This is a genomic window from Pantoea sp. AN62, assembly GCF_050432985.1.
GTDB classification, from domain to species: Bacteria; Pseudomonadota; Gammaproteobacteria; order Enterobacterales; family Enterobacteriaceae; genus Pantoea; species Pantoea brenneri.
Genome location: NZ_JBNPYB010000014.1, coordinates 187,098 through 195,504 on the forward strand (window position 1 = coordinate 187,098; position 8,407 = coordinate 195,504).

The window sequence follows — 8,407 nt, forward strand, 5'->3', positions numbered from 1 at the left end:
TTTCCCACTAAAGCGAATCGCTGAATTTATTTTTTGCGAGTGGTATCGCAATTCAGGCTATATGTACCGCGTTCGGCAGCACTTAACAATCATTTTAGACGCAATGTGGTTACTTTATTAGCTAAATATTTTCACAATATAGAAACAAAGTGGCGCAACAGATCGGGCCGTGCGGGATAACCGGGACGGCCTGATCGATTGAACGCGCTTAATGTGTGGCGTGACGGGGACGGGAAGCGTAGAAGAACAGCAGCAGAGAGAGCGTGGCGCACAGGGCAATAGTGCCAACCATCGGCCAGGCACTGTTAAAACTGACCAGCGACAGCAGCGCGCCGACAAACGCACCCACGCCGAAGCGCAGCGTGCCGGCCAGCGAGGAGGCGGTACCCGCCATATGCGGGAACTCATCAAGGATTACCGCCATCGCGTTCGATGAGACCATCGACACGCAGCCGATAAACATCGCCACTCCCATCACCAGCGGCAAAAAGCCGAGATCAAAGGCGCTGACGATCAGCAGCCAGATGCCCATGCAGAACTGAATCAACAGACCCAGACGGAACATCGCCACCGGGCCAAAACGGCGCACTGCCCGGCTGTTAATCAGGGTTAAGATGAACAGAAACACCACGTTAAGGCCGAAGTAATAGCCAAAGTTTTGCGGTGAAACGTGGTTCAGCTCGATATAGACAAAGGGGCCGGCGTTGAGAAAGGTAAACAGCCCGGCAAACGAAAATCCGCTCGACAGCATGTAGCTGAAGGCGCGTTTGTGCCGGAACAGGATCACGAAATTTCCCAGCGTGGTGCGCAGATGGAAACGCTGTCGCTGCTCGGGTTTCAGGGTTTCCCGAATCTGCGTGGTAACCAGCACGGTGGTGACCACCGCCGCCGCCGACAGCGCCCAGAAAATGGCGTGCCAGTTCCAGATCAACAGCAGCCAGCCGCCAATAATCGGAGCCAGCAGCGGCGCAATGGTGGTAATCAGCATCACGAACGACATCATGCGCGAGAAATCCTCTTTCGAGTAACTGTCACGCATCAGGGCATTGATCACCACGCTGGCGGCGGCGGCCGATAATCCATGCAGAAAACGCATGGCGATAAGCTGATCGATGGTCTGCGACAGCGCACACGCTGCGGCAGCAACGGCAAAAATCAGCGTGCCGAGGGCAATCACCGGCTTGCGGCCGTAGCTGTCGGCCAGCGGGCCGTAAATCAACTGGCCGATGGCGAACCCGAGGATGTAGAGGTTGAGCGTCATCTGCACGCTGCCGGCAGAAACGCCAAACTCACGCGCAATTTGCGGCATCGCCGGCAGATACATGTCAATCGACAGTGGCATCAACATCGCTAACAGACCGAGGATTACCACCAATCCTACCGGCGAATTCTTTTCCTTGCGCACAGCCTCTCCTGCCCTTGCTGATTAAACCGATCGGCCGCTGCGCGCTTGCAGTCAGCCTGCTCTGTTATTTTGCCTGCAGCTCTTTCGGCACGCCGATACTGGCGATCTCTTCGGCGGTCAACGGCCGGTATTCACCCGGTTCCAGATCTGTATCCAGCGAAATATCACCGATTCGCTCGCGATGCAGGCCCACGACCCGATTACCGACGGCAGCAAACATCCGTTTCACCTGATGGTAACGCCCTTCGCTCAGGGTCAGCAGTACCTCTGTTGGGGTAATCACCTCCAGCTGCGCCGGTTTAGTCAGGCTTTTTTCATTGTGCAGCTGCACGCCGGCCGTAAACTGCGCGGCGGTATCGTCGCTGACCGGCGACTCCAGCGTCACCCGATAGGTTTTTTCGCAGTGATGGCGCGGCGAGGTAATGCGGTGTGACCACTGGCCGTCATCCGTCAGCAGCACCAGCCCGGTGGTATCAATGTCGAGACGACCGGCGGCGTGCAGTTTGAATGCCATCGGCTCTTCGATAAAATAGATAATGGTCGGATGATCGGGGTCGTCGGTTGAACAGACGTAACCCTGCGGCTTATTCAGCATGAAGTAGCGTGGCCCGGTCTGCATCTGCAGTACGTTGCCGTCATATTCGACCTCGTGGTCGGGCAGCAGTTTGAAGGCGGTGTCGCGCACCACTTCACCGTTGACGGTGACACGCTGGCCACGGATCTCGCGATGGGCGATGGCACGGCTGATTTCCAGTTGCTGAGAGATGAATTTGTCGAGTCGCATGAATTCGTTTTGCCTGTTACTGCGGAGGGAACCTGAAACGGCCTGGTTAACCGTTGAAAATGTACGGGAAGTATAGCGTGATCCGCGCCCGCCTGACAGCGCGTTTACCGCGCTTTCGTGGCATAATTACCCTCAGTTTGCCAAAAGTGATAGCCATGTCTTTTACCTTACGCCCCTATCAACAGGACGCGGTCAATGCCACCGTTGCGCATTTCCGTCGTCATCACCACCCTGCGGTTATTGTGCTGCCGACCGGTGCCGGAAAAAGTCTGGTGATTGCCGAGCTGGCCCGGCTGGCACGCGGCCGGGTGCTGGTGCTGGCGCACGTGAAAGAACTGGTAGCGCAGAATCACAGTAAATATCAGGCCTACGGGCTGGAAGCCGATATCTTTGCCGCCGGCCTGCAGCGAAAAGAGAGTCAGCGCAAAGTGGTGTTTGGTAGCGTGCAGTCGGTCGCCCGCAACCTGGACCAGTTCGACAGCGCCTTTTCGCTGGTGATTGTCGATGAGTGCCACCGCATTGGCGATGACAAAGAGAGCCAGTATCAGCAGATTTTTAACCATCTGCGGCAGCACAATCCGCAGTTGCGGTTGCTCGGCCTGACCGCCACCCCGTTCCGTCTCGGTAAGGGCTGGATTTACCAGTTTCACTACCACGGCATGGTTCGCGGCGATGAAAAGGCGCTGTTTCGTGACTGTATTTACGAGCTGCCGCTGCGCTACATGATTAAACATCAGTTTCTGGTGCCGCCGGAGCGGCTCGATATGCCGGTGGTGCAGTATGATTTCAGCCGCCTGACGGCACAGTCCAACGGCCTGTTCAGTGAAGCCGATCTCAACCGCGAACTGAAACAGCAGCAGCGCGTTACGCCGCATATCATCCGTCAGATCGTCGAGTTCGCTGAAGAGCGACACGGCGTGATGATATTTGCCTCTACGGTCGAGCACGCACGTGAAATTCTGCAACTGTTACCCGACAACAGCGCCCTGATATCAGCGGAGACCCCGGCCAAAGAGCGCGATGCGCTGATTGTGGCGTTTAAGGCGCAGCAGCTGAAGTTTCTGGTTAACGTGGCGGTGTTGACGACCGGTTTTGATGCGCCACACGTTGATCTGATCGCCATTCTGCGCCCGACCGAATCGGTCAGCCTGTATCAGCAGATTGTGGGCCGCGGCCTGCGGCTGTCGCCGGGCAAAACCGACTGCCTGATCCTTGATTACGCCGGTAACCCGCACGACCTGTTTACCCCGGAAGTGGGCGCGCCCAAAGGTGCCAGTGATAATCAGCCGGTACAGGTGTTCTGCCCCGCCTGCGGCTTTGCCAATACCTTCTGGGGCAAAGCCACCGCCGACGGCATGGTGATTGAGCATTTTGGCCGCCGCTGTCAGGGCGTGCTGGAAGATGACGACGGTGAGCGCGAGCAGTGCGACTTCCGCTTCCGCTTCAAAAGCTGCCCCGACTGCGGCGCAGAAAATGATATCGCCGCCCGGCGCTGTCACCAGTGCGACAAAATTCTGGTCGATCCGGACGACATGCTGAAGGCCGCGCTGAAATTAAAAGATGCGCTGGTGCTGCGCTGCGGCGGAATGACGCTGGAACAGGGCCGCGATGCCAAAGGTGAATGGCTGAAAGCGACCTATTACGATGAGGAAGGCACCAGCGTCAGCGAACGTTTCCGCCTGCAGACGCCAGCCCAGCGCAAGGCGTTTGAACAGCTGTTTATGCGCCCACACCAGCGTGCGCCGGGCGTGCCGCTTGGCTGGCAAACCGCGGCCGACGTGCTGGCGCTGCAGCCGTTACTGCGCCATCCCGATTTTGTGGTAGCGCGGGCCAAAGGCCAGTTCTGGCAGATCCGCGAGAAGATGTTTGACTATCAGGGGCGCTTTCGTCGCGCCAATGAGCTGCGCTAATGAGTGCTATCGGGTTCGGCTAACCGGATACCGAACCCGGCTGGCGGGTATATCGTTTGCTACCACCTGGCATAACGGCTATACTGCCGCCCGCTTTTGCATGTGCATCAGCGGTATTGAATAACCTGCCTGTTACTGGGTCGCCTGTAGCAGGAATTAAATAAAGAGATATATTAATGCTCACTATCAATGCAGTAGAACGTAAAGAGCAGGGTAAGGGTGCGAGCCGCCGCCTGCGTACAGCAAACCGTTTCCCGGCCATCATCTACGGTGGTTCTGAAGCGGCTGTTGCCATCGACCTGGATCACGACTCCGTAATGAACCTGCAAGCTAAGCCAGGTTTCTACGACGAAGTGCTGACCCTGTCTGTTGACGGTAAAGAAACCAAAGTGAAAGTTCAGGCTGTTCAGCGTCACCCGTTCAAGCCAAAACTGTTTCACATCGACTTCGTTCGCGCTTAATCGCGAGCTTCGTTGAAAGCAGAAGGGCCGGTTGCGAAACCGGCCCTTTTCTTTTGGCGCGGCCAGGTGAAAACGGTGGCGCGCAGGTAAAGCCGGGCTCAGCCCGGCTTTTTTATTTGCTGCTGGTCCGGCGCTGAAGCTGATCGCGCAGGTTCGGCGGCGTGCCTTTGATGGTCAGGGTGTCTGTTGCCGGATCCCAGAAAATGCGCTCACCTAACAGCATCGCATCAAAATTCAGCGTCAGTCCCCCGCCGCTGCCGGCAAATTTAGTTAACTGCCGCAGCGTGCTGCGGTCGGCCGGGAAGCTCTCTTCCAGCTCGTAACCCTGTTCCTGGGTAAATGCCTGGAAGGTTTTTTCGCCCAGCGGCGGCAGCTCGCCCGACAGATCTTCCAGCGCAATTTCTTCACCCGCCTGCAACTGCTCGTTGCAGTAGCTGTAGACCTGCTGACGGTAGTTCTGACGCTCCTGCTTATCGAGATTCGACTCGCTGCAGTAATCATCCACCGCCTGTAACAGACCGCGGTTCTGCGCTTTGGTGTCTAAGCCCACCTCAGCACCGAGGAAATCCATAAAGAAGTCAGCCACTTTACGTCCGACGCGGCCACGCAGGAAGGTCAGGTAACGGGTTGATTCCGGGTTAGTTTCCCATTCGGTCAGGTCGATACGCGCCACAATATCGGCATGATTAATGTCGAGATAATGGGTACTGCTGATGTCCATCTGCTCGTTAACCCGCATGCTCGACTGGCTGTTGAGCACCGCAATCAGCAGATAATCCACGGCCAGATAGCGATAGTGAACAAACAGCACCACACCGCCTTCGGCAAACGGATATTTTGCCAGCTCATCGCGCAGGCGACCGGTGGCCGCGCGGCTAAAAGCGAGAAAATCATCGTTGCCCTGGCGACAATTACGCAGCGCGTCCGCCAGTTCACTCTCTGGGGTAAACAGGCCATAGGCTTTGCTTTTCGCGCTGTAAACCCGGTGCAGCTCCTCCACCATGGCGTTAACCGTATTGGTGGCGGGTAACAGCGAATCACGTAGCACCAGTTCAAGCTGGTTTTCATCGCGTTTAATTAACTGATGCAGGGCAATCTGGTCGATATCCAGACTCATGGTAGACTCTCCTTTTAGCACAGGCGCGTATTCAAACACCGCCGGCATCGGCTTTCAACTCAATGCGTAAAGCGAACAGTGCGCTTTCGATAAAATTGCGGAAAAAAGGTCGCTGTTCCGGTAATATATCGCCTTTTGAAATGAGCTCAGATAACGATATGCCACAATCTTCCCGTTACAGTGATGAACGCGTGGAACAACTCCTCGCGGAAATGGCCCAAATCCTGCAAAAGGACAAAGCCCCGACCGATCTCTCCCTGATGGTACTGGGAAACATGGTGACCAACCTGATAAACAGCGATGTCGCCCCTGCGCAACGTCGTTCACTGGCCCGATCTTTCGCTGATGCCTTGCAGGCGTCGGTACGTGACGATAACGCCCATTAATTTGCTGATTTGATCTCATAATATGGTAACCAACCGGCAGCGCTACCGCGAAAAAGTCTCCCAGATGATCAGTTGGGGGCACTGGTTTGCTCTGTTTAACATCCTTTTCGCGCTGATTTTAGGCAGTCGCTACCTGTTGGTCGCTGACTGGCCTTCTTCGCTGGCGGGGCGTATCTACGCCTATAGCAGCTGGGTTGGCCACTTCAGTTTTATCGTTTTTGCCGCCTATCTGCTGATCATCTTCCCGCTAACCTTTGTGGTGATGTCGCAACGGCTGTTGCGGGTGATCTCGGCGGTGGTCGCCACCGCCGGGCTGACGCTGGTGATGGTCGACAGTGCGGTATTCAGCCGCTTCCACCTGCACCTCAATCCGGTGGTGTGGGAGCTGGTGATCAACCCCGACCAGAGCGAGATGGCACGTGACTGGCAGCTGATGTTTATCAGCGTGCCACTGATCTTCCTGGTCCAGATGCTGTTTGCCACCTGGAGCTGGCAGAAGCTGCGCAGCCTCAATCGCCGTTCATTTGGTAAACCGGTTGCCGCGCTGTTTATCAGCGCCTTCTTTGCCAGCCATCTGATGTATATCTGGGCCGATGCCAACTTCTATCGCCCGATTACTATGCAGCGCGCTAACCTGCCGCTCTCCTATCCGATGACCGCCCGTCGCTTCCTTGAGCGACACGGCTTACTGGATGCGCAGGAGTATCAGCGCCGTCTGGTGCAGCAAGGCGATCCGGAAGCGGTGTCGGTTGAATACCCGCTGAGTGAGATTACCTTCCGCGACGCCGGGACCCGCAATAACCTGCTGGTGCTGACCATCGATGGCCTGAACAATGCCACGCTGGCAAAAGCACTGCCGCAGCTGAATCAGTTTGCCAGTGAAAATGTGCGCTTTACCCAGCACTACAGCGCCGGTGATACGCCGGAAAAAGGGCTGTTTGGCCTGTTTTACGGTATCTCTTCCAGCTACATGAACGGAATACTGGCGTCCCGCACGCCGTCCGCCCTGCTTGGTGCGCTCAGCACCCAGGGCTATCAGTTTGGCCTGTTCTCGTCAGAAGGGTTTAATCCCCCACTCTATCGCCAGGCGCTGCTGACCGACTACTCGTTGCCTGCCAGCAACAGTCAGCCGAATGCCAGCACCGTCACCCAGTGGCAGAACTGGCTGGACAGACAGCACGATGCCAGCAATCCGTGGTTCTCGTGGGTGGCGCTGAATGGCCCGAACGTCACCGGTGACAACGCGAAAGCACGTCAGCGCAGCTATCTGCGTCAGGCACCGGCGGTTGATGAGCAGATTAGCGCGGTGCTTAACACGCTGCAGGCGCGTGATTTGCTGAAAAATACCGTGGTGGTGATTACCGCCCAGCGTGGACTGGCGCTGGAAGGGAATCCTGACAGCGCCAGTAATCGCGAAACCCTGCAGGTGCCGCTGGTGATTCACTGGCCAGATACCCCTGCGCAAACGGTGGATCGTCTTTCTGACCATCAGGATGTGATGGCGACGCTGATGCAGCGCCTGCTGCATGTCCGCACCAACCCGGTTAACTATTCACAGGGTGAGGATCTGTTTGCCGCACGCCGTCGTCACGACTGGGTTGCCAGCAGCGAAGAGAACAAGCTGGTGATTACCACGCCGCAGGTGACGCTGGTGTTGAACAATAACGGCAGCTACCGTGCCTATGATGCGCAGGGCAAGGCGTTAAAAGATCATAAACCGGAGCTGGCGTTGCTGTTACAGGTGCTGACAGAAGAGAAGCGATTTATCGCTAACTGATTAATAATGAGGCAAATAGTTGGCTGGCGTCTTGCATTCATGGCGAGAACCAGTAGACTGATTGTCCAGAGTTCGGCACGTAGCGCAGCCTGGTAGCGCACGGTCATGGGGTGTCCGGGGTCGGAGGTTCAAATCCTCTCGTGCCGACCAAATTACTCTAATAGGTCAAAGGGTTAATCGAAAGGTTAGCCCTTTTACTTTATGGCCTTTTCTGCACATGTGCAATCCCCCTTTGTGTACACTCTCCCCTTCTTCTTGCCCCTTTTCCTTCCCATGACAGGACGGAATATCGCTGTGCTCTATTCCTACGCTCCAGCAACTGACGTTGTTTTCGCTACGCTGCTCCCAAGGCTGCGCTACGTGCTGCCCTCCCATTAACGCATTTCATGCACGCTATGACGCAATACACATGACGCATTGTGAACGCACAGAGGTAACTGTGTAGTGGCACACTGAATTTGGCCACCTGAATAGAGGTGATATCATCACCTCATAGTCAAAACAGGTGACATTATGACCGGACGTAACAGATGCAATTTTAGCCCCGAGTTTCGCCTCGAAGCTGCT

General features: G+C 56.1%; 7 protein-coding genes and 1 tRNA gene. 5 read left to right on the forward strand and 3 right to left on the reverse strand.

Features of this window, described 5'->3' with window-relative positions; genetic code table 11:
* Positions 1-208: 208 nt before the first annotated feature.
* A complete protein-coding gene (locus tag FHW04_RS17535) occupies positions 209-1,405 on the reverse strand; it encodes a Bcr/CflA family multidrug efflux MFS transporter (protein WP_031377236.1) in 1,197 nt (398 codons plus the stop codon).
* Positions 1,406-1,469: 64 nt separating this feature from the next.
* The gene (gene rsuA, locus FHW04_RS17540) at positions 1,470-2,189 is read right to left on the reverse strand and encodes a 16S rRNA pseudouridine(516) synthase RsuA (RefSeq protein WP_031377237.1); all 720 of its coding nucleotides are present in this window, start codon (positions 2,187-2,189) and stop codon (positions 1,470-1,472) included.
* 155 nt (positions 2,190-2,344) lie between these two features.
* Between rsuA and FHW04_RS17545 the strand changes: the two genes are divergently transcribed.
* Together FHW04_RS17545 and rplY are read left to right on the forward strand one after the other, a co-directional pair.
* Positions 2,345-4,099 carry a DEAD/DEAH box helicase gene (locus FHW04_RS17545; RefSeq protein ID WP_046288514.1) on the forward strand — a complete coding sequence of 585 codons (1,755 nt, stop codon included), beginning with the start codon at positions 2,345-2,347 and terminating at the stop codon, positions 4,097-4,099.
* 176 nt (positions 4,100-4,275) lie between these two features.
* On the forward strand, positions 4,276-4,560 hold the full coding sequence (rplY, locus tag FHW04_RS17550; protein WP_013358540.1) for a 50S ribosomal protein L25: 285 nt from the start codon (positions 4,276-4,278) through the stop codon (positions 4,558-4,560).
* A 112-nt stretch (positions 4,561-4,672) separates the two neighbouring features.
* On the opposite strand, the gene yejK is transcribed toward rplY, so the two are convergent.
* Entirely contained in the window at positions 4,673-5,677 is a 1,005-nt protein-coding gene (yejK, locus tag FHW04_RS17555; RefSeq protein ID WP_031377238.1) for a nucleoid-associated protein YejK, read from the reverse strand.
* Positions 5,678-5,835: 158 nt separating this feature from the next.
* Here yejK and FHW04_RS17560 point away from each other — a divergent pair, with 158 nt between their 5' ends.
* From FHW04_RS17560 to FHW04_RS17570, 3 genes are all read left to right on the forward strand, one after another.
* Complete coding sequence (locus FHW04_RS17560) at positions 5,836-6,063, forward strand: YejL family protein (RefSeq protein WP_009089108.1); 228 nt, start codon at positions 5,836-5,838, stop codon at positions 6,061-6,063.
* 22 nt (positions 6,064-6,085) lie between these two features.
* On the forward strand, positions 6,086-7,840 hold the full coding sequence (gene yejM, locus FHW04_RS17565; RefSeq protein ID WP_089561713.1) for an LPS biosynthesis-modulating metalloenzyme YejM: 1,755 nt from the start codon (positions 6,086-6,088) through the stop codon (positions 7,838-7,840).
* A 73-nt stretch (positions 7,841-7,913) separates the two neighbouring features.
* Positions 7,914-7,990, forward strand: a tRNA-Pro gene (locus FHW04_RS17570).
* Positions 7,991-8,407 lie beyond the last annotated feature (417 nt).